Source organism: Bradyrhizobium sp. CCBAU 53338, assembly GCF_015291665.1.
Lineage (GTDB): Bacteria > Pseudomonadota > Alphaproteobacteria > Rhizobiales > Xanthobacteraceae > Bradyrhizobium.
Map to the genome: position 1 here is coordinate 664,354 of NZ_CP030049.1, position 19,292 is coordinate 683,645.

Here is a 19,292-nt window from a genome sequence, read left to right on the forward strand (position 1 = left end):
CGGTGCTCATATGAGAAGCGACTTCAATGATTCCGCTTTCCGTCCGCACAATCCGACGAAGCGGTCGAATTCGTCATTGGTCAGCGTAGGCGATTTTTTGCAGTTGAGATTAAGCGTTCCGAAGATCGAGCCGTCGTGCCGATACAAAGGGAACGCAACTGTGCGCCATCCCATGACGAACTCGTCTTCCATCACGCTGTAGCCGCGTTTGCGCGCGGCCATGATCTCGGACTTGATGACTGCTTTATCGGTCTGCGTCGCCTCTGTCTGTGCGACCGGCTTCAGTTTCGCCAAGTAGGAGGTGAGCTCGTTTTCGGTCTTCTGGCCCAGCAGCACGCGACCGGCCGCGGTGCAGTAGGCGGGAAACCGCGTGCCCACCCCTAGCGATCGCGACATCAGTTGTTCGGGCATCGTGTAGGCGACGACGAGCACCTCTGCGCCGTCGAGGACGCCGACCAGACAGGATTGTCCTGTGATCCGCGAGAGCTCTTCACAGGCAGGCTGCAGCACCTGGGCGTGACCGCCGCTCGCAAGGTAGGACGTCGCAAAACGGACGACCTTTGGCGTCAGCCTGAAAGTACGACCCGAAGTCTCTGCATAGCCAAGCGTGGTCAGGGTGTGCAGGATCCTGCGGACGCTCGGCTTGGGAAGATCCGTCGCCCTTGCCAGATCGCTGATAGTCGGAGGCTCGCGATGATTGCCAAGTGTCTCGATGACGCTCAGGCTGCGCGATAGCACTTCGAGGAAATCGGGCCCGCGGCCCGCTGCCTGACGTCTTTCGGTGTCTTCGGCTCGCAACTTCGTCATATTGCATTCTCCGCGGCTGGACGGAAGCCCCGGGTCTCTGCCGCGTCGGCTACGACGATCTGCGGCGTGCAGTGATTCGGCAGGTGCCTGCATGGGTCGAAGCTGACGTCTGACAACCAGCCAAAGTCCATTTTGCGCTCGTGGCGTTCTACGAGATTACGGAGTTCACTCCTGGCGGGTTGTTGAGTTTCAGTTAATAACCAGGCCAAGCCGCGAGACAAGACTTGTCCATGCTTCTTGCGTCGCGGCGACCTCGGAGGCGGCATCACGACCAACGCTTGGCTTGCCGACGACGAAATTCTGCTTCATGATATTTTGCATCGCGCTGGTTGAAACGATCTTGGTAAAAGTCTTCTCGAGGATATCCGTTATCTCCGCGGGAAGCTTTGCCGGACCAAACAGGCCAATGAAGCCGCCTCGCCAATCGAATTCGGCAGGATAGCCCAGGTTCTTAAATGTCGGAATGTTTGCAAAGCCGTCGACTTCATCGGGCGATAGCATCGCCAAAGCTTTGACCGTACGGGCCTCGATTTGAGGCGCTATCGTGCTCATCGTGCCCATTGCGCAGGCCACTTGGTTACTCAACAGATCGTTGAGCATCGGCGCTTCGCCCTTGTAGGGCACATGAACCATCTCGAGCTTGTTATAGTCGGAAAATAGCTGCTGAAAAGCATGGCTCGTGGTGCCGGCGCCAAAAGTGCCGTATGCAAGTCTTTTGCCGCGAGCGTAGGCGACAAATTCTTCCATCGTGTTGGCGGGAGACAGGGCGGGGACCACGAGTGGCATCACGGTCCGGCCGAGCGAGCCGATCGTCGTGAAATCGTCCACCGCATCATAGAGTTTCTGGGCGGCAACGGCCGGCGCCTGTACAAGGCTCGACGAATTGAAGAGCAAGGTGTGGCCATCAGGGTTAGCGCGCGCGACCTCTAAAGAGCCAATCATGCCCCCAGCTCCCGCGCGGTTATCCACGATCACCGTCTGGCCAAGCTCGGTCGAAAGGGTTTGTCCTAGCGACCGAGACAGCACGTCGACAACGCCGCCGGCAGGGAATGGGCAGACCAACCTTATCGTTCTGGTCGGATAACTGGCAGACCGGGCAAAAGGCGCATTGGCCATGACGGCCGTCCCAATAACGCCGACGTGGAATAACCGTCGCGTAATCATGCTGTCTCCGCTCGTACGTTCAGCGTACATTTGTACGTAGTGGAGCACAGATTGCACGAGATCGTCAAACTCTAAAAACGTCGTCCCGTGCCCGCCCTGGTATGCCGACGTCGCCCGAGAATAGAATCTCGGAATCCATTTCCAGGATGAAGAGGCTGAGCGAAGTATCGAGATTACGCACAGTCCTCGCGCGCATGCCGACCTCCGCGCTGTTGGTAGGAGCGGCGATAGCGCAGCTTCTTCGCCGGTCGCTCAGATGCCGACACGATCTCGCTACAATTCCGGGATGCTGACGGAGAGGTTTGCGATGCGCCAGTCGCGTGCGGCCGGCGACAAGCTGTTCGTCGACTGCGCTGGCGACCGCGGGGGTGATCGAGGGATTCGCCGGCGAACGGCGCACCGCGCCGACATCGCGAAAGCGATCAACTTGCTGCTGAACCGGTGGGCCGCGTTCACCCGCTTCCCTCACCAACAACGCTGCTGAACAGCGCGAGGGTGTCGGCCGGCAGATGAAACTCGACCTTCGCCGGCTCAGACGCCGGTAATCACCGTGCTAGAGGGCGTCTACACGATCATCGAACCTGCAAGATGACCGATGATGATCCCAAAGCGTGGCTCTCGGACGTCCTGCGCGGCTACTTGTGCGTCCAGCCAACAGAGTCGCCGACCAGCTGCTGTGGAATTGAAGGCCTCTCAGCAAGCCATCGTCGCTCCCTGACGAGCGTTACCTGCGCTATCTGGGGTCTTCTGGATGCGCACAGAAAAATCACAGCAACGACGCATCAAAGAGCGGCCCCAGCGGAGCTTTCGATATCCGCCGATGCTTGCCTGAAGGCGCTCGCACGCTCTTTTTCTTAGATTTGCGACGTCTCCTTCAATGGCTTCGTCATCGGGAAGTTCAGTTCCGATAGCTTAAAAGGCCAAGATGAGTAGTTGTAGCAGAGCCACGTCTGAAATCCGCGGGCGAGATCGCATCATGAGCTCAGACCCGATAGCGTTGACACATCGCCAAATGATAGTATTATGCACTACTACCATCATCTTTGTGGAGCCTTTCGATGACCTCTGTGTCGACCCCCCAGCAATCTGAGGCCCTCATCGGCCTAACGATGCGTTTCGCTGAGCACGTTGCTTTGCTCAAGTTCGAGGAAATTCCCGCTGACGTCAGCAACAAGGCGAAGCTGATCCTGCGCGATGGCGTTGGTAATGAAATTGCTGCATCCGCTATCAGCGAGCCAGCAAATAAAGTCATCGAGCTTGTCAAAGAGTGGGCCGGCACGCCGCAGAGCACCATCATTGGCCATGGCATGAAAGTGCCGACGCCCAATGCTGCGCTCGTTAATGCGATGATGGGGCACGGAATCGAGCTGGACGACGCGCATGGCTCTGGATTGATAAAGGCCGGTTCCGTTCTCGTTCCGGCAGCCTTTGCAATTTCGGAACTGTCGGGCGCTTCAGGTAAAGACGTCCTCACGGCGGTTGTTGCAGGCTATGACGTGGCAATCCGAATCGCGAAAGCGATCAATCCCGGTCACCGCCAGCGCGGTTATCACACGACTGGAACCGTTTCAGCCATCGGTGCTGCTGCTATGTGCGCGAAGCTTCTGGGCTGCAATGCTGAACAGATCGCCTGGGCCATCGGATTGGCTTGCATGCAGTCGGCGGGCATTCAGTCATATCTCGACGATCCTTGCATGGCAAAACCCTTTAGCCCCGGTAAGTCCGCCTTTAACGGCGTTCTCGCGGCGATCATGGCGAGCCGCGGCTTCAGCGGTCCTAAGAAAGTGCTAGAGTCGCGCGAGGGCTTCTTGAATGCCTTCACGGACAGTGTCCGCCTCGACGACTTGCAAGACAACCTCGGCAAGCATTTCGCGATCATGGAAGTCGGATTCAAGCCACATGCGGCGTGCCGATATGCCCACGGCCCGATCGACCTCGCGCAGGATGCGTTCGCGCTCGACGGCGTGCGTCTCGACAATGTCGATCGTGTTACCGTTCATATGAGCGAGCTTGCGATTCGTCAGGCGTCAAAGCCAAAAGTTACCAACCTCAATGCGGCGATGGGCAGCACGCAATTTAGCATCGCGCTGGCGTTGGCCTCCGGAAAGAATGGCCTGAAGGAATATTGGGACGGCTACAAGCAGGCGGCTGTCCACGAGGGCATGGGGAAGATCGAGTTGCAGAAGGAGGCGGCCTATGGACTGGGCGGACGTCAGGCTCAGATCGACATCGCGCTGAAGAACGGCAAAGTCGTGACTCGCAGCTCCCTCGAGCCGAAGGGTGAACCGTCCAATCCTCTCACCTCCGACGAGCTGGAAGCGAAGTTCTTGGCGATGACGACTATGGTGATCGAAGAGAAGCAAGCACGTCGAATCAGCGACCTCATGATGTCGCTCGAAAAGCAACCCAAGGCCGATGTCGTTCCTCAAGCTGCCGTGGTGGATAATGGGCCGTCGCTTCGAGCAGCATAACGCAAACGTCGATCCGGTCATGCCGTCCGCAATGAATGCGGGCGGCGGAGATCAAATCCCGATCCGCTGCACATTTATGCGCGGGGGATCCAGTCGGGGGGGCGTGTTCCTGGACGACGATCTGCCGCAGGATGAAGTCCAACGGGCTGCCGTCCTGCTCGCGGCGTATGGATCGCCGGACGACCGCCAGATCGATGGTATCGGTGGCGCAGATCCACTGACCAGCAAGGCCGCCGTCGTGAAGTTGTCGTCGCGCCCGGATGCCGAGATCGAGTATACATTCTACCAAGTCGGCATTGATAATCCTTCGGTTTCGACAGGTGGCAACTGCGGTAACATGCTTGCCGCGGTCGGGCCGTTCGCTATCCGTCGCGGTTTGATCGATGCGGTCGAGCCAGAAACGATTGTGCGGATATATAACACCAATACTCGGCAGGTCGTGGTATCCCGCATTCCGGTTCGCGATGGTGAGCCGCTGTCAGACGGCGACTGCGCAATCGCCGGTGTGCCCGATACGGGGGCGCCGATCCGTTTAGATTTCGGCAATTGTGCCGGCGCCGTATCAGGCAAGCTATTGCCCACGGGGCGCGCTCGCGAAGCTATATCGATCGATGGCAAGACCATTGAAGTGTCACTGATCGACGCGGCCACACCATTCGTTTTTGTCAACGCGGTCGATGTCGGGGCAGTCGGCACCGAGTCGCCGGACGCGCTACGCATCAACGAAATGCTAATGTCCCGCTTGGAGCAGGTTAGGGGATGGGCGGCTGTTAAACTCGGTCTGGTGACAGATCAAGCCGAGGCCCGCACCAAAAGCCCAAACATTCCGCGTGTAATAATGGTCTCGCCGCCGAGGTCCTATTCGGCTATTGGTGGCCATGAGGTCGCGGCATCGGACATCGATATCTGCGTTCGGCAGCTCGCCATGCAGCGCCCCCACAAGGCGCTCGCCGTCACCGGTGCGGTGTGTACCGCAGTGGCCTGCTCGGTCCCGAACTCGGTAGTTGCGGCAGCCATCGGCAAGCCGTTGCAGAACGTCCGACTTGGCCATCCGAGCGGCGTGCTGCGAGTAGCCTCGAGTATCGCTCAGGGAGCAAGTGGCCCGATCATCGAGAGCGCGCAAATCGAGCGTACGGCACGGATCATTATGGATGGGGCCGTGTATATTCGCCGACGGAAGTTTGAGGAGCTGGCCGCTGCTCTGGCCAGAAAGATAGCTTGATGAGTGAGATGCAATCGCACGACGATGGCTTTGTTCCCCCCGCGCGCCAGGGGAAACCCCGCAAGCGAGGGATGACAGCGGTTATCGACTACGGTCCGGACGGCTTCGGTTGGACGGGAGAGCGAGGCGTGGCCGATCTGCTTGATTGCGCGGCCGAGTATATCGACTTCGCCAAGATCTATGCGATGAACGCACTGCTTTTGCCAAAACCGGTCGTGCAGCGGATCGTCAAACTGTACCGCGACTCGGGAGTGAACTGCTATTCAGGCGGCATTCTGTTCGAATATGCTTATCAGCGCAACGAAATCGATCGCTTCAGTAGTCATCTGTGTTCGATCGGCTTCACTTCTCTGGAGATTTCGGAAAATTACATCACGCTGAACGACAACGAGCGTCTTTCGTTCATCGAGCGCTTTCAGCGCCTTGGGCTTTCGGTTATCTACGAATTTGGGCGTAAGAACCCCGAGCAGCCGATGCGGATGGAAGAACTTGAAGGTCTCGTCACTTCGTTAACCAATCGAGGCGTCGACCATATTATCGTGGAGCAGTCCGAGATAGACATGGCTGCAAAAAGCGCGCCCGATCTGCTCAAGGCGCTGGCGGCCGCGCCTTGGTTCGAACGAATTTTGATTGAGGCTGATCCGTACCGCTACCCAAAACAACATGTCGGCCTGCTGCAGGATTTCGGCCCGGATGTCAATCTTGCCAATATCGCGCCCGGGCAGGCCCTGAGACTGGAGGGTTTGCGTCGCGGGATAGGTCGCGCTGTCAATTATTCCATTCTCGCCGAGTGATACGCTTAAGTCACAGCATCACTGCGAACAAAGTTCAGCGACGGCAAATGCGGCGCGCAGGAAATTGACGTTGTTTGCAACGTAGGGCCGAGTCCTCGGCGCATGAAGGTGGCGACGTGCTCTATCGTCGCCGCCATTCCGTGCTCCACGCTTGAATGCGTTAGGCTTAGTCGCCAGCTCGGCAGATCGCGCTGTGGTTATCTCCTTGCCAGCCAGGCTGTAGATCGTGTTATTGTCGGGTTTGGCCTCTCGCAGCATGCCGTCCACGATCTGACGTACGCACTCGGAATCTGCGGCGGCCAGCCGGTTTGACTGCGCGCGCAATGGGTGGCGGTCAGCTGCGGAACTTTTGCGAGTTCGTCCCCGTTTGCCAGATAGTGTGCTGGCCGTACTAGTGTCTCTGCACAATTATTATGACTCTTTGGAAGTGTCGGGATAGGCGCGGCCCATTTTGGCGCGGGCCCTGTCTGTCGTGAACATCCATTTGATGCGGGAGCGTGCGGCATTCCTCTGGCGTTCCCAAATGGCGATTTCGCGGCGCAGCCGCTTGGGGTCATCGATCCTGCGATCGAGGCACTGTCCCCGCAAGACGCCGATCTCGATCTCGACCATGTTGAGCCAGCTTGCGCGTTTGGGGGTGTAGTGGAACTCGAGCCGCCGCAAGATCCGTCGGGCTTCGGCAGGCGGGAACGCCTGATAGAGGGCGCCGGCAGAATGAGTCGATAGATTGTCCTGGACGACCCGGATGGTCTCGGCGTCGGATAATGGATGTCGACGAGCTCGCGCATGCATTGGGCGTAGTCTTCTGCCGCGCGCCGCTCGGTGACTTTGACCTTGCGCCAGGGACGATGCACGTCAAGCAGGACGAAGAGACTGACCGTACCGTTGCGACGATACTCGTAATCGTAACGTTTGAGCCGCCCGGGCTCGGCCGGGATTGGCTAGCGCGCCTCGCCGATGAGCTGCACCGGGCTTTCATCGAAGCACACCACCGGCCGCTCGGGATTGGACGGCTTGGCGTAAAGATCCAGCACGTCCTCCATGCGGGCGACGTATTCGCCATCGATCTGCGGAATGCACCACATGTCCTTGCGCCAGGGTTTGAGGTCATTTTCGACCAGGCGCCGCCGAACCGTCTCGTGCGACAGGCTCTTGTGCTCGGTGAGCTTGACCAGCGCACCTGCCAGCAGCTTGAGCGTCCAGCGGGCACGGCCCTCCGGCGGACCGGCACAGGCGGTGGCCACCAGCAAGGCTTCTTCCTTGCCCGTGAGTTTGCGCTCCGCCCCGGGACGCGGCTCTTCGCTCAGCGCCCGCTCCAGATTGCGTTCCACGAAGCGTCGCTTAGTCCGGTACACGGTCGAGCCGCCCACGCCGACACTTCTGGCGATCTCCTCGTCGCCGACCCCGGCATCGGCAGCCAGCAAAATCTGCGCTCGCTTGAGCTTGCGGGACGCATGCTTGCCGCCGCTGAGCAGGGTCTTGAGTTCGGTGCGCTCGACTTGGCTGAGTTTCCTTGATCGAGGCACGCACGTACAACTGAATCGGATGGCCGGCGTGAGTCCTTCGGCAAAAACCTTCACGCCCAAACAGGGGCAATACCTTGCCTTCATCCACCTCTATACGCGGCTGCACCGCAGGGCCCCGGCGGAAACCGACATGCAAGAGTATTTTCGCGTCAGCCCGCCTTCGGTTCACCAGATGGTGCTGACTCTGGAACGAGCTGGCCTAATCAGACGGCAGCCAAGGATACCCCGCAGCATCGAGGTCCTCGTTGATCCCAAGAGCCTGCCGGAGCTAATCTGACCGCCGGACGCGCAACACGTCAAAATCACTGTGCAGAGCCACTAGACCTTCCGGCTTTTTGGCTTCTCGTCGCAATGAGACGCGCTTGATCTGCGAGATTTGAAGCGCAACATTCTGAACTCGTCGACATGGCGGGAGATGTAAAGCAATTTGGAAACCAGGACCAGCAACCAGCGTTTGATATCATGTGAGATCTCGATCATGCTTTGATCTGCGACGAATGGCGCAAGACGCTCTTAGAAGCCAGCTGCGCTCTGAGTTAGCTCAGCAAAAATTGTATCGTACGCTTCACATGACCAACCGAAGTTGCTTTCCGTTTTAACAATGGGAATGCCGATGGGAGCATATGCATTGTGCTGGCGCTTACTCACGCTGCCGTCAAGGGACAGGGCGAGGTCAGCGGTACCGCACTTTGGCCGATAGCCCGCGGCCCTCCCATGGCCGAAGCGGTTCGGTTTCTTTGCCAGGATATACGACAATGCAATAGGGCGCATGCACTAGACACCTTCGAGGTTTCGGCAACCCCCTTCCGCATTGATAATGATGCGAGCAGAGCCAGAAGCAGGATCGCCCGCTTGCTCAACGCTCCTGTCGCTTCGCTGGCTGCGCAAGCACCCTTACAGATCCTGACCGCACTGATCGCCGACGTCTGCCTGTCCGGTTACACGGAAAGGAAGGACCTGCGCTTGCCGAGGACCGCACCAACCTGTCCGAGCCGGACTCAAAGCTGCACCAGCGATTTTAGGCAATCCACGACTACTCGGATTCGGAGTTCGTGAGGAGAACGTCGCGCCTTTCATGCCATAACGCCGGAGGACATTCAGCGGCGTCTATGCCAACGCGATGAAGGAAACCCACTGACCTTCCTACACCAACTAAGCGGCGCTGCTGTCGAGGTCGAACTTCACGACGGGAGCTCGCCGAACGTCGAACCGACACCTTCATCAACCTCGAGCTCAAGACGGTGGAGAATCCTGCTACTTCTCTGAATTGCAAGTCCAGGGCCAAGCCAATAGAGCAAATCTTCCTGGTATTTCCACGGCTTCCGCAACTTAAGCCGGACCAGGAGGCGGCGCAATCGCGCTTTGGCAGGTTTGTGAGCTTGCGGACCGGGTCGACGCCAGGATCGTGCTGTGGACCACGGGCGCGAACGTCTACCCCTACTATAAGCATCCGGCCTTATGCAGCTGCACCATATGCCCTATGACCCAAGCATGGCGTATTTCCGCCGCGAGCCGATCGCGGCGGATGACAGGATGGTGGATCTGGGTGGCAGAAAGTCAAAAAGGCGCATCCATTCGGCAACCGGTAATCCTAATCGACTCAGCAGTCTTAGCTCTGGTCAGCCTCGAGACGATCCGAGTTCGCGACTTGCTCATGATGGTGCGACGCATCTTCCAGCACGTATCGTGGTAGGGAGCTTTCATATCCTCGTGAACGCAGCGGACACTGTTCAGTTACACACCGCGCTGTCGCCGCAGAAGAAGAGAGCAAAACGGTCCCGTTCTAGGCCGCGCTCTTCTTGATCGATATCGATCATTGTAGCCGATGCTGCAAAGGGGACGTTGAGCTTCCGACCTATGTCGTAATGCTTCGACCGCTAAGGGGACGCAAATCGATCGTCCGCCCTTTCTCAATCATTTCCTCCCGCCTGATTTTCTCAACCCCCCATTGGCATGGGGCTTGCTGTCTCGGCATTGCGATCTGATCTTGATACGGAGCGCCTCAAACATGAGCCACGATACGTCAATAAAGCTATCCGAGCGCGAAAAACAATGCCTGCAGTTCGCGGCAGAAGGGAGATCGTCTTGGGCAATTGGGAGGGAACTGAAGATCAGCGAGAATACGGTCAATTATCATAAGAACGCCCTGCGAAAGCTTGCTACGAGGACCCGCGTCCAGGGTATCATCAAGGCGATACGCCTCAAGCTGATCCCAGATCCGTCGCAGGAAACGCGACGAGGATAAGGACTAGCGCGACGTCGAGCTTTTGCGACGTCCTCAAGTCCCGGGAATGTGAACCTCCTCCGATCCCCTGAGGCACGTTGCTCGCCAATGAGCCAAGCTTCGTCGCCCGGGAGATGCTGCTGACCCTTATCCCAAATCCGCTGAGGAGGGCCGTCGGCGGTGCGGACACGGAGAGCAGCAAAGCGGGCTGTCAGCCGACCTTTGGTCCCGCTGCGCCAGCTCACGGCTTTCCATTTGGCGCTGGCCAGCATTTGTTCTGCGCCAATCGACAAGATATCAGGCACGTGGTGCTTTCGTGGTTTCCCGCGGGCTTTGGTAATCGGCCAAATGAGCTTCACATCGACCGGGTACACTTTCAGGTGCCGAGGGATTCCGACAGCCCAGACCAGCCCGCGCTCTGTTAGCCCTAGTCGAAACGGTACGCTGAGACCGTATCCTGCACCGCCAGCACATATCCAAAGCGCACGTTGGCTGCTATCGCGCGGTCAATCTCGGCCAAAGCAATCTCCGGCTTGGACCGTGGCGTTCGATGTTCGACTGGCACGCGAGCGCGCTTCAAACGAGATACGTCGCTTGTCCAACTGTCAGGCAGAAAGAGACGTAACGCGACCATCACGGGCACTTCGCCGCTCGCAAGCGTCAAAGACACCAGTGTCTGGCAATTTGCCGTTTTACCGAGTGCCGAGGCGTATTGAGCCCCAACACCGACCGAGCGCTCACCCTTCTTGGGAAGTGAGGTGTCATCAATAACCAGCACCGCAGCCCTGCCGCCGACAAGTCGATCCGCCTGGTTGAGCAACTCTGTCCCCAGCGGCGTCGCGTCCCAGACACCGTCCGCAATGAAATGGTGCAACTGGTCGTAGGTGCTGGTGGCAAGGCGTTCCGCCATCGGCTGAACGCTCTTACGATCGCCGGGACCGATCAATCCCGCAACATACAGAGGACACATCCGCTGCCGGGTCTTATGACCCAGCCGGTCCAAGAACGGCATCAACCAGCGTTCGAGTTCGTCTTCCCATCCTGGCATGGTCAGCCCTCCAAGAGCCGACCACCCATGAATCATTGAAAAATTGATTCGGGAATCTTGAGGGTTCTGTGAGGTCGCGTGGCAGGCGCGAGCCGCGCGCTCGGTCGTGGGTGCGACCTCATAGAAGCCGGATTGAACGAAGCTGCGGAGTTGTGGGCGCTATGGGAATAGTGCAGCGGGTGCGGCTGCGGGGAAGGCGCGCCTGTGGTCGCCGGGCGTCGGCGAGACGTTCATCGGATGTGAGCGGCCGGATTGATCGGGCCAAGGGCGCGATCCAGCGAGCGATTTGCTGCGCTGGGATGCGTGGCCGAACGATTGGCCGGGTGTTCGGAGACGAGTGCGGCCACGGCGACTTCGGACGTTGCCACCGCGAAGGTGATCACAGAAGAGGTGGATGGTGCAGGCGCTGGTCATGACGTATCACAACGAAACGGATGGTCGTGGGCACGGGCTCGCGGGACGACATCGACGCGGCGCATGGTGCCGCCGCAATGCGGGCAGACGGGGATCTGACATGTGGTGAGGGGATCGTCGCCGGCTTCTTGATCAGTCGGCGCGTTGCGGACAGCAAGGAGTTGACGGCAGAGAGCGATTTTATCGTTGCGTCCGCCATTGGCGAGGAAGCCATAGTGGCGGATGCGATGGAAGCCGTCCGGCAGGGTGTGTAGCAGAAAGCGCCGAATGAACTCATCGGCATCAAGCGTCATCACTTTGGCTTTACGATTCTGCCGATAGTCCTTCCAGGGAAAGCTCACCTTGCCGTCGGCAAGCGAGATCAGCCGACTGTTGGCGATGGCGACGCGGTGCGTATAGCGGCCGAGATAAGCCAGCACCTGTTCGGGCCCGCCAAATGGTGGCTTGGCATAGACGACCCAGTCGGTCCGTCGAAGTTGATTAAGGCGCGCGGCGAATGCAGCGGGATCGGTGAGATGGGCGAGAGCGCCAAAGAAGCTCAGCTGGCCAGCCGCGTAGGCAGCTTGCAGCTCTTGCAGAAACAGGCGGCGGAACAGCCGGGAGAGGACGCGCACTGGCAGGAAGAAGCCGGGCCGGCAAGCGACCCAGCGTGTGCCGTCGAGCGAGGGTCCACCGCCCGGCACGACGCAGTGGATATGCGGATGGTGTTGCAGGGTCTGGCCCCAGGTATGGAGGACGGCAGTCACGCCGAGCTGAGCGCCGAGATGCTTGGGGTCGGCTGCGATGGTGGTGAGCGTTTCGGCTGCGCAGCGGAACAGGATGGCATAGACGACGGCCTTGTTCTGGAAGGCGATCCCTCCGGCGAGGGCCGGCATGGTGAAGACGACGTGGAAATACGGTACGGGAAGGAGTTCAGCTTGCCGTTCGGCGAGCCATTGCGCGCGCGCCGCGCCCTGGCACTTCGGGCAATGCCGATTGCGGCAGGAGTTGTAGGCAATGCGTGTGGCGCCGCAGTCATCGCACTGCTCGACGTGGCCGCCGAGCACAGCCGTCCGGCATGCCGTGATCGCGCCCATGACGCGCCGCTCGACGCGGCCCAGATGCTCGGCACGGGCTTGTCGAAACACTTCGCCGTGGCGGCGGAAGATATCCGCCACTTCCAGAACCGGAGCCATGGCGCCCGCTCAGCCGGGCGGCACGACCTCCAGGTGGAGCCGGTCCAGCGGACTTGGCGTATTGCTGATGGTCTTGGTGGCGACCTGGGTATAGCGCGCCGTGCTGGCCAGGCTGGCATGGCCGAGCAGCACCTGGATGATGCGCACGTCGGCCCCGCTCTCCAGGAGATGGGTCGCGAATGTGTGCCGCAACGTGTGCACCGTCACCGACTTGCTCAAGCCGGCCGCCGCACAAGCTGAACGGCAGGCGGCGTGCAGCACGTTCGGGACGAGCGGACGCTCGTCGTCGCGGCCGGGAAACAACCATCGCTTTGGCCGAGTGAGCCGCCAATACGTCCGCAGAATCCTCAAAAGCTGCGGCGAGAGCATAACGTAACGGTCCTTGCCGCCCTTCCCGTGCTCGACCCGGATCAGCATCCGTTGGCTGTCGATGTCGACAACCTTCAAGAGGACCAGTTCCGATACGCGTAGTCCGGCGGCATAGACCGTGGTCAGCGCGGTACGGCTCTTCAGGCTCGGGACTGCTTCCAGGAAGCGCACGACCTCGTCGGCGCTCAGCACGACCGGAAGTTTGCGCGGTTGGCGCGCATAGGCGATGCGCTCCGGAACGGTGTCATGACCAAGCGTCACACCGTAGAAGAACCGCAGCGCGCACACGATCTGGTTCAGCGCCGGCCAGGACATCCCCGTCGCCACCAGATGAACCTGGAAGGCACGGATATCCTCCAGGTCAAGGCGGTCGGGAGAGCGACCGAAATACCGGCTCAACTTCGCTACGGCGTTGAGGTAGGATTGCTGCGTCGCCGGTGACAGATTGCGGACCGTCATGTCCTCGATCATGCGGCGGCGAAGTGGGCTGATCTCAGCCATCGGAAAACCTCCTGTCTGAAGGGTTGGGCTTCGAAAACCCGCAATCCTCTCAGACAGGAGGCAATCCTTGCTATGCCTCCCTACATGCCGCGCCAGCGGCTTCGTTCAATCCTATAAAACGCGGCAAAATCAACAATCTGCCAAAGTAGTGCTAGGCGCCGTCGATATAACAGTGGCCTGCGCAGGAGCGAGAGGCCTTTGAGGTGGTCGCGGATGGCGTTTGGCTGTTCTGAGACACCAGCAGACTTTAACTTGCAGGCGTTTCTCGGTCGCCTCACCAAGCTTGTGGAGCGGGGTTATGAGAGCGCGTCGGTCAGCTCCGGAACCGCCTGGTAGAGGTCGGCGACCAGGCCGTAATCGGCCACCTGGAAGATCGGCGCGTCCTCGTCCTTGTTGATCGCGACGATCACCTTGGAGTCCTTCATGCCGGCCAGATGCTGGATCGCACCGGAAATGCCGACGGCGACATAGAGCTCGGGGGCCACGACCTTGCCGGTCTGGCCGACCTGCCAGTCGTTCGGCGCATAGCCGGCGTCCACCGCCGCACGCGAGGCACCGACGCCGGCGCCCAGCTTGTCGGCGAGCGGCTCGATGTATTTGGCGAAGTTCTCGCGGCTCTGCATGGCCCGGCCACCAGAGACGATGATCTTGGCCGAGGTCAGCTCGGGACGGTCGCTCTTGGCAACTTCCTCACCGACAAAGGTCGACAGGCCGGGATCGGCCGCGGCAGCGACGCTTTCGACCGGCGCGTTGCCACCGGCAGCTGCCGCCGCAAAGGTCGAGGTGCGGACCGTGATGACCTTCTTGGCGTCCTTCGACTTCACCGTCTGGATGGCGTTGCCGGCATAGATCGGACGCTCATAGGTGTCGGGCGCGACCACCTTGGTGATCTCCGAGACCTGCATGACGTCGAGCAGCGCCGCGACGCGCGGCATCACGTTCTTGAAGCGCGAGGTCGCGGGCGCGACGATCGCATCGTAGGACGGGGCCAGCGAAACGATCAGCGCGGCCAGCGGCTCGGCCAGATCGTGCGCGTAGGCCTCGCCTTCGGCGACCAGCACCTTGGCAACACCAGCGAGCTTCGCGGCGACCTCGGCCGCAGCCTTGGTGCCCTGCCCGCCGCCAGCGACCAGCACGTGGACGTCGCCGCCGAGCTGGGACGCCGCGGTCAGCGCCTTGTTGGTGGAGTCCTTGAGGACCTCCTGTTCGTGTTCAGCAATCAACAACGCAGTCATCAGAGCACCCCGGCTTCGTTCTTGAGCTTCGACACCAGCTCGGCGACGTCCTTCACCTTGACGCCGGCCTTGCGGCCCGCGGGCTCAGCCGTCTTCAAAACTTCGAGGCGCGCAGTGACGTCGACACCGTAATCGGCAACGGTCTTCTCCGCGATCGGCTTCTTCTTGGCCTTCATGATGTTGGGCAGCGAGGCATAGCGCGGCTCGTTGAGACGCAGATCGGTGGTGACGATCGCCGGTCCCTTGAGCTTGACGGTCTGCAGGCCGCCGTCGACTTCACGGGTGACCTTGAAGTCGGAGCCTTCGACCTCGAGCTTCGAGGCAAACGTCGCCTGCGACCAGCCCAGCAGCGCAGCCAGCATCTGGCCGGTCTGATTGCTGTCGTCGTCGATCGCCTGCTTGCCGAGAATGATCAGGCCGGGCTGCTCTTCTTCTGCAACCTTCTTGAGGATCTTGGCGACGGCGAGCGGCTCGACGGTGCCTTCGGCCTTCACCAGGATGCCGCGATCGGCGCCCATGGCAAGACCGGTGCGGATCGTCTCCGACGCCTGCGCCGGTCCAATGGAGACCACCACGACTTCGGCCGCCTTGCCGGCTTCCTTCAGGCGCAGCGCTTCCTCAACCGCGATTTCGTCGAAGGGGTTCATCGACATCTTGACGTTGGCGAGTTCAACGCCCGATCCATCGCCCTTGACGCGGACCTTGACATTGTAATCGACCACCCGCTTTACCGGCACTAAGACCTTCATCAGGGTTTCCTCAACAATTGCAGCAGTTGACATCTGTTGAAGGATAGTATCTCATGCTACTACCATATTCCAGGAAGCAGGGAAGGCGGAATCTGCGAGCCCAAGACCCCGCCAGGAAAGAACTCGTATTATGCCTCGTGAATTCGACGCTGACGTCATCGTGGTAGGGGCAGGAAATGCTGCCGCTTGTGCGGCCATATCCGCCAGCAATAATGGCGCGACTGTCCTCATGCTTGAGGCGGCGCCTCGGGACGAGCGGGGAGGGAACTCGACCTATACGGCGGGCGCCATGCGATACGTCTTCAATGGTGTGGAGGACGTGCTAAGCGTAGTGCCGGACATCAATCCCGATACGTTAGCCAATACTGATTTCGGCACTTACACCGAGGACCAATTTTTCGATGACATGTTTCGCGTGACGCAATTCAGGACCGATCCTGACTTATGCGAGATTTTAGTCAAGCGCAGCTTGCCGACGCTTCGGTGGATGCGAGAGCAAGGCGTTAGGTTTCAAACTAGTCATGGGCGGCAAGCCTACAAAGTGAACGGACGGTTCCAATTCTGGGGTGGGCTCAGTGTGGAAGTGTGGGGTGGTGGTCCCGGTCTCGTGGACATGCTGCTAGAGTCCGCGGAAGGGAAGGGTATCCAGTTTCTTTACGAAACTGCCGCGGTCAGTTTGATCAATGACAATAGCGGGGTCGTTGGAGTTCGCGTCCGGCATCAAGGCAAGGAGCGCGATCTGCATTCAAATGCTGTCATCCTGGCGTGCGGAGGCTTCGAGTCTAATACGGAAATGCGCGCGCGGTATCTCGGACCAAACTGGGACCTGGCGAAAGTTCGTGGCACACGCTTCAATACCGGCGCTGGAATCCAAATGGCGCTTGCGATTGGTGCAATGCCATGTGGACATTGGTCCGGAGCACATGCCGTCGGCTGGGACCAAAATGCTCCGGCGTTCGGCGATCTCGCAGTAGGGGATGCCTACCAGAAGCACAGCTACCCATTCGGCATCATGGTCAATTCCCGAGGCCAACGCTTCCTTGATGAGGGAGCCGATTTTCGCAATTATACCTATGCCAAGTATGGTCGCGAAATCCTAGCGCAACCCGGCCAGTTCGCTTGGCAGGTATTCGATGCTAAGGTGCATCACCTTTTGCGCGACGAATACAGGATCCGGCAAATCACCAAGATTACGTCGGATACCCTGGAGGGTCTCGCCGACCAACTCGAAGGCGTTGATCGCAACGCCTTTCTCAAGACCGTCGCTGAATTTAACGCATCGGTGCGGCAGGACGTTCCCTTCAACCCGAATGCGAAAGATGGCCGCTCCGCGGAGAGTTCGCCGCGCAAGTCCCATTGGGCCAACACGATTGATACAGGACCATTCGAGGCTTATGCCGTCACGTGCGGTGTCACCTTCACATTCGGTGGACTCAAGATTGACCAGAGCGGTCAGGTGCAGGATACAGCCGGCCTTCCGATTCCCGGCTTGTTCGCAGCTGGAGAGCTGGTCGGGGGGCTGTTCTATCATAACTATCCAGGTGGCACGGGGCTCACTTCAGGCGCTGTATTCGGGAAGATCGCAGGTGAGAGCGCTGCTGCGGCAGTCGCTGCAAGCAAGAGCCGTTCAGCGGCCTGATCAATAAGTTGCAGAACAAACTGCATCATAAACTGCCGACAGGGAGGCACAAAAATGGCTCGCTCAATCCAAAACAAGTTGCGTCGTGTAGCATTTGTTGTGGCATCCTGCGTGATGCTGATTCCAGCGCACGCCACGTCCAAAGATGCGCTGACAATAAAGATAGGTCTGCAAGCCGTTCCAACCGACGACGTTTATCGCACCAAGGATTGGGGCGCAAAGTACAACCTTAAGGTTGACATCGGGAGCTATAGCTCTGGAAGCGAAATACTCAAGGCGTTTGTCGCCGGGCAAATCGATATCGGCAACGGAGGCTCAGGTCGACTAATCACTATGGCTGCGATGCAGCCCAATCTGTTCTACATTATTGCCGCCGATCAGTATGGGGGCGATCGCTACGGCGTAATTGTCGCGAACCATTCATCTGTCAAAGCGGTGGCTGAACTCAAAGGAAGGAAGATCGGCGCGGTTGCCGGATCCGGCTCTTTCAGCACTTTCCGTGTCTTTTTAGACAAGAACGGGATGAAGGAAGGCGACTTCCAGATCGTCAATATGAAGGTTGAGGACCTGCGAGCCGCCGTGCAGCAAGGTGTTGTCGACGCTGCAGTGGCATGGGAGCCGCATGTTGCGATTGGCGAGACGATGGGCGTGGTAAAGCGTATTCAGTCGATGAAGGGCGTAAGTGAATCGCCGAACCTTGTGCTGGTGCGCCGCAAGTTTGCTGATGAGCATCCCGAGGCCGTGGCGCGATATCTTGCCACGTTGATCGATGCCGGCACGTACATGAAGACGCAACCGGACGATGCCGCCAGCAAGGTTGCAGCCGATATCAGCAAGCAGGGCGTGGACATCGATCCAAAGGCGCTGGAGCTTGCCTTGACGCGGATCAACGTCGATCCAAAGCTGACCGACGCGATGACCGACGAGCTCATGCCGGTTGCCGAGTCTATGAAGGCGGCCGGAAAGATTCCCAACATTCCGGACTTCAAGAGCCTCGTGCGCAATCAATTCTATGAGGAAGCGGCGAAACTCGCGTCATCTACCAACTAAGGGCTCCATCATGTCTAACGCGACGCCGTCGGCGCCGTTCGCGGGTGTTGCCGACGAGCAGAGGCTGCGTAGCATCTTGTACCGCGGGGCGGCATCGGCATTCTTGTTCGCGCTGCCAATCATCGTCTTCCTGTTAATATGGGAGACAACGGTACGTCTCGGCTGGATCAATGCGACGATCCTGCCTTCGCCATCAAATATCGCGCGGCGCGCGTGGGTGCTGCTTGATCCAGCCGATCCCGCCAAGAGCATATTGCTGACGCATATTGTCGTTAGTTTGTGGCGTGCGCTGAGTTCGTTCGCTCTGGCATGCGTGCTGGCCATCCCAATGGGCCTCTTCCTGGGCCTCAACAGGACGGCCTATCTGATTGCTTCCCCACTCCTGAGCCTGTTACTGCCGCTACCGGCAGTTGCCTGGGCTCCGATCTTCCTGGTCATTTTCGGTCAAGGCGATATCACGATCATTGCTGTCTGTTTCCTCGGTGCCTTCTTTCCGATTCTGTACAGTACTATCCAGGGCGTGCGCGCAATCGGCCGACACTCCTTGTGGGTCGTGCGCAGCATGGGCGCAAGCCGGTTTGATATCTTTCGGCGTGTGCTGTTACCCGGTGCGCTGCCGGCGCTGATCTCGGGGCTGAAGCTTGGAATGGCGCATTCGTGGCGCACGCTGGTCGCGGCCGAAATGCTAGCTGCGTTGACCCATGGCCTCGGATTCATGATATTCGCGGCGCGTTCCTATATGGACGTATCCACGATGTTCGTCGGCATCGTATGCCTGGCCCTGATCGGTCTCCTTATCGAACGTGGCGTGTTTGGCTCGCTCGAAGCACTTACCATTCACCGCTGGCACGGTAACGGAAAAGTGGGTAGCCATCGATGAGCGTGGACACATCCGGCATCCGTC

At 59.3% G+C, this 19,292-nt stretch carries 14 protein-coding genes and 2 pseudogenes; 8 read left to right on the forward strand and 8 right to left on the reverse strand.

Going from position 1 to position 19,292, the window contains the following annotated elements; translation table 11 throughout:
• Positions 1–6: 6 nt before the first annotated feature.
• Complete coding sequence (locus XH90_RS37280) at positions 7–807, reverse strand: IclR family transcriptional regulator C-terminal domain-containing protein (RefSeq protein ID WP_164933829.1); 801 nt, start codon at positions 805–807, stop codon at positions 7–9.
• 189 nt (positions 808–996) lie between these two features.
• Positions 997–1,923 carry a tripartite tricarboxylate transporter substrate binding protein gene (locus tag XH90_RS37285; protein ID WP_164933830.1) on the reverse strand — a complete coding sequence of 309 codons (927 nt, stop codon included), beginning with the start codon at positions 1,921–1,923 and terminating at the stop codon, positions 997–999.
• A 355-nt stretch (positions 1,924–2,278) separates the two neighbouring features.
• Here XH90_RS37285 and XH90_RS37290 point away from each other — a divergent pair, with 355 nt between their 5' ends.
• From XH90_RS37290 to XH90_RS37305, 4 genes are all read left to right on the forward strand, one after another.
• Complete coding sequence (locus XH90_RS37290) at positions 2,279–2,455, forward strand: hypothetical protein (protein WP_164933831.1); 177 nt, start codon at positions 2,279–2,281, stop codon at positions 2,453–2,455.
• 574 nt (positions 2,456–3,029) lie between these two features.
• A complete protein-coding gene (locus tag XH90_RS37295; protein ID WP_128929697.1) occupies positions 3,030–4,442 on the forward strand; it encodes an MmgE/PrpD family protein in 1,413 nt (470 codons plus the stop codon).
• A complete protein-coding gene (locus XH90_RS37300; RefSeq protein WP_206733161.1) occupies positions 4,387–5,664 on the forward strand; it encodes a 2-methylaconitate cis-trans isomerase PrpF family protein in 1,278 nt (425 codons plus the stop codon). Before XH90_RS37295 ends, XH90_RS37300 begins: the two co-directional genes overlap by 56 nt.
• Positions 5,664–6,458, forward strand: coding sequence for a phosphosulfolactate synthase (locus XH90_RS37305; RefSeq protein ID WP_206733162.1), 795 nt, complete (start codon positions 5,664–5,666; stop codon positions 6,456–6,458). The genes XH90_RS37300 and XH90_RS37305 overlap by 1 nt, the downstream gene beginning before the upstream one ends.
• A 411-nt stretch (positions 6,459–6,869) precedes the next feature.
• Here XH90_RS37305 and XH90_RS37310 read toward each other — a convergent pair.
• Positions 6,870–7,984, reverse strand: a pseudogene (locus XH90_RS37310) (IS630 family transposase).
• Between the two features lie 2,008 nt (positions 7,985–9,992).
• On the opposite strand from XH90_RS37310, the gene XH90_RS37315 reads away from it, so the two are divergent.
• Positions 9,993–10,229, forward strand: coding sequence for a response regulator transcription factor (locus tag XH90_RS37315; protein ID WP_128929695.1), 237 nt, complete (start codon positions 9,993–9,995; stop codon positions 10,227–10,229).
• 50 nt (positions 10,230–10,279) lie between these two features.
• Here XH90_RS37315 and XH90_RS37320 read toward each other — a convergent pair.
• From XH90_RS37320 to XH90_RS37340, 5 genes and pseudogenes are all read right to left on the reverse strand, one after another.
• Positions 10,280–11,292 (reverse strand): annotated as a pseudogene (locus XH90_RS37320) (IS701 family transposase); the annotation flags it as partial.
• A gap of 374 nt (positions 11,293–11,666) precedes the next feature.
• Positions 11,667–12,845: an IS91 family transposase gene (locus XH90_RS37325; RefSeq protein WP_128955091.1), complete on the reverse strand. Its 1,179-nt coding sequence runs from the start codon at positions 12,843–12,845 to the stop codon at positions 11,667–11,669.
• 9 nt (positions 12,846–12,854) lie between these two features.
• Positions 12,855–13,715, reverse strand: a complete 861-nt coding sequence (locus XH90_RS37330) for a site-specific integrase (RefSeq protein ID WP_128929693.1) — start codon at positions 13,713–13,715, stop codon at positions 12,855–12,857.
• Between the two features lie 296 nt (positions 13,716–14,011).
• Positions 14,012–14,950, reverse strand: a complete 939-nt coding sequence (locus tag XH90_RS37335; protein ID WP_128955090.1) for an electron transfer flavoprotein subunit alpha/FixB family protein — start codon at positions 14,948–14,950, stop codon at positions 14,012–14,014.
• Complete coding sequence (locus XH90_RS37340) at positions 14,950–15,699, reverse strand: electron transfer flavoprotein subunit beta/FixA family protein (protein WP_128929692.1); 750 nt, start codon at positions 15,697–15,699, stop codon at positions 14,950–14,952. Before XH90_RS37340 ends, XH90_RS37335 begins: the two co-directional genes overlap by 1 nt.
• Positions 15,700–15,829: 130 nt before the next feature.
• Between XH90_RS37340 and tcuA the strand changes: the two genes are divergently transcribed.
• Genes tcuA through XH90_RS37355 form a run of 3 tightly spaced genes read left to right on the forward strand, consistent with a single transcriptional unit; the run spans position 15,830 to position 19,268 of the window.
• The gene (gene tcuA, locus XH90_RS37345) at positions 15,830–17,338 is read left to right on the forward strand and encodes an FAD-dependent tricarballylate dehydrogenase TcuA (protein WP_128929691.1); all 1,509 of its coding nucleotides are present in this window, start codon (positions 15,830–15,832) and stop codon (positions 17,336–17,338) included.
• Between the two features lie 54 nt (positions 17,339–17,392).
• Positions 17,393–18,388 (forward strand): ABC transporter substrate-binding protein, encoded by a 996-nt coding sequence (locus XH90_RS37350; RefSeq protein WP_206733163.1) that lies wholly within the window; start codon positions 17,393–17,395, stop codon positions 18,386–18,388.
• Positions 18,389–18,398: 10 nt separating this feature from the next.
• On the forward strand, positions 18,399–19,268 hold the full coding sequence (locus XH90_RS37355; RefSeq protein WP_128955089.1) for an ABC transporter permease: 870 nt from the start codon (positions 18,399–18,401) through the stop codon (positions 19,266–19,268).
• Positions 19,269–19,292: the final 24 nt, after the last annotated feature.

Excerpts from the sequence above, each read along its gene's own strand:
- XH90_RS37280 (WP_164933829.1), bottom strand. The coding sequence starts at position 807 with ATGACGAAGTTGCGAGCCGAAGACACCGAAAGACGTCAGGCAGCGGGC.
- XH90_RS37285 (WP_164933830.1), bottom strand. The coding sequence starts at position 1,923 with ATGGCCAATGCGCCTTTTGCCCGGTCTGCCAGTTATCCGACCAGAACG.
- XH90_RS37290 (WP_164933831.1), top strand. The coding sequence starts at position 2,279 with ATGCGCCAGTCGCGTGCGGCCGGCGACAAGCTGTTCGTCGACTGCGCT.
- XH90_RS37295 (WP_128929697.1), top strand. The coding sequence starts at position 3,030 with ATGACCTCTGTGTCGACCCCCCAGCAATCTGAGGCCCTCATCGGCCTA.
- XH90_RS37300 (WP_206733161.1), top strand. The coding sequence starts at position 4,387 with ATGTCGTTCCTCAAGCTGCCGTGGTGGATAATGGGCCGTCGCTTCGAG.
- XH90_RS37305 (WP_206733162.1), top strand. The coding sequence starts at position 5,664 with ATGAGTGAGATGCAATCGCACGACGATGGCTTTGTTCCCCCCGCGCGC.
- XH90_RS37315 (WP_128929695.1), top strand. The coding sequence starts at position 9,993 with ATGAGCCACGATACGTCAATAAAGCTATCCGAGCGCGAAAAACAATGC.
- XH90_RS37325 (WP_128955091.1), bottom strand. The coding sequence starts at position 12,845 with ATGGCTCCGGTTCTGGAAGTGGCGGATATCTTCCGCCGCCACGGCGAA.
- XH90_RS37330 (WP_128929693.1), bottom strand. The coding sequence starts at position 13,715 with ATGGCTGAGATCAGCCCACTTCGCCGCCGCATGATCGAGGACATGACG.
- XH90_RS37335 (WP_128955090.1), bottom strand. The coding sequence starts at position 14,950 with ATGACTGCGTTGTTGATTGCTGAACACGAACAGGAGGTCCTCAAGGAC.
- XH90_RS37340 (WP_128929692.1), bottom strand. The coding sequence starts at position 15,699 with ATGAAGGTCTTAGTGCCGGTAAAGCGGGTGGTCGATTACAATGTCAAG.
- tcuA (WP_128929691.1), top strand. The coding sequence starts at position 15,830 with ATGCCTCGTGAATTCGACGCTGACGTCATCGTGGTAGGGGCAGGAAAT.
- XH90_RS37350 (WP_206733163.1), top strand. The coding sequence starts at position 17,393 with ATGGCTCGCTCAATCCAAAACAAGTTGCGTCGTGTAGCATTTGTTGTG.
- XH90_RS37355 (WP_128955089.1), top strand. The coding sequence starts at position 18,399 with ATGTCTAACGCGACGCCGTCGGCGCCGTTCGCGGGTGTTGCCGACGAG.